Origin of the sequence: Bradyrhizobium sp., from assembly GCF_049691595.1 — a bacterium.
GTDB lineage: Bacteria > Pseudomonadota > Alphaproteobacteria > Rhizobiales > Xanthobacteraceae > Bradyrhizobium.
The window spans coordinates 1-1,596 of sequence record NZ_JBAVNZ010000305.1 but is presented as its reverse complement, the minus strand read 5'-3'; the positions used below and the strand labels follow the sequence as shown (position 1 = coordinate 1,596).

The following is a 1,596-nucleotide window of genomic DNA, read 5'->3' as shown; positions in this document are numbered from 1 at the left end:
CAGTGTCTGTATCTCTGTCGGTGAGCGCCGAGAGCCCGATGGGCAGCGCCATGGGCGGTCTTACAAATTGCGCGATGATGGAATAGTGCCGCTGATTTGCCCGACGTGTCAAAAATGTTTTCGCAGGTAAAGCATCCATGACAGCACCACCGGCTACTTTGCATGGGGTTGTTTTCGATATTTTTGCTGGGAGTGAGAACCGCGTCGGCCTTGCGGCCGTCAAATCAGCCGCATCCCATTCAAACTCGCATGCCCGTTCCTGCCGACGATGATGTGGTCGTGCACGGAGATGCCGAGCGGGGTCGCGATGTCGATGATCGCCTTGGTCATCTGGATGTCCGCCTGCGACGGCGTAGGATCCCCGGACGGATGGTTGTGCACGAGGATGAGCGCGGTCGCGGATAATTCCAGCGCGCGCTTGATCACCTCGCGCGGATAGACCGGCGTATGGTCCACCGTGCCAACCTGCTGCACCTCGTCCGATATCAACTGGTTGCGCTTGTCGAGGAACAGCAGGCGAAACTGCTCTTTATCCGCAAAGGCCATGCTGCTGCGGCAATAGCCGATCACGTCGTTCCAGGAGGATAACGCGATGCTCCGCCTGATCTCGCCCTTGGCGATGCGGCTGGCGGCAGCCGCGATCAGCTTGAGCTGGTTGATCGAGGCATCCTTGATCCCCTCGACTTCGCGCAGCCGTGCTTCCGGGGCGTGAACGACTTCGGCAAAGGAGCCGAACTTCTTCAGCAGGGATTTGGCCAGCGGCTTGGTGTCGCGGCGGGGCAGGGCCGGGAATAGCGCCATCTCCAGCAGTTCATAATCGCTCAGCGCGTCCGGTCCGGCGCTGTAGAAGCGTTCGCGCAGCCGCTCGCGATGGCCGTGATAATGCGGCGTCTCGGCGGAGGTAGCATCGCTGTCGCTGGTCTTGGCCGGCATCGGCGGCAAGCATGCCGGGTCCGGGGGCTTTTGCAACCGGGAAGTATTGCAGAGGCGGCAGTGGCCGGCCCCCCGCTCACGATGGCCGTGATGATGTGGCGTTTCGGGGGACCGTTCCAGCCGCTTTGCCGGCAGAGGCACAACCATGCCGCAGCGATCGGGTTTTGCAAACCTGAGGTGCCGGGAAAGGCTGGTCGCATGAAAAAGGCGCCGCGCGAACACGGCGCCTTCGGTCGCCTCAGGTCAGTGTTCCCGGCTACTACGCCTTCACGGCGGCGAAGGCATAGCCGCTGCCGTCCTTCGACAGCGTGCCGACATTGGGGAAGCCGAAATGATAACCGGCGATCATGCCCTTCTCGGCGATGACGCGATCGAAGAAGGCGCGTCGCGTCGCCTCGGCCTTCGGACCGTCGGTGTCGAACATCGAATACCAGCCCGGATTCCTGACAAACAGCTGGTGGATGCCGGTGACGTCGCTCTGGATGAACAATTGCTGCCCGCCCGAGGCCACCAGGAACGACATGTGTCCTACGGTATGGCCTGGGGTCGCAATGGCCCGCACGCCAGGGGCAACCTCGGCGCCGTCGCCATATTGCTTGATGTTCTTCCATGTCGGGAACGTGGCCTGAATCCGGCGCACATGGTTGCGGATGCCTTCCGGCA

1 protein-coding gene and 1 pseudogene are annotated in these 1,596 nt (G+C 62.2%); both read right to left on the bottom strand.

The features are described 5' to 3' along the window. Positions 1-219: 219 nt before the first annotated feature. Positions 220-933, bottom strand: a complete 714-nt coding sequence (gene radC, locus WCE35_RS13545; protein ID WP_424593859.1) for a RadC family protein — start codon at positions 931-933, stop codon at positions 220-222. Between the two features lie 259 nt (positions 934-1,192). Beyond that, positions 1,193-1,596: pseudogene (locus tag WCE35_RS13540) on the bottom strand (MBL fold metallo-hydrolase); the annotation flags it as partial.

Excerpts from the sequence above, each read along its gene's own strand:
- radC (WP_424593859.1), bottom strand. The coding sequence starts at position 933 with ATGCCGGCCAAGACCAGCGACAGCGATGCTACCTCCGCCGAGACGCCG.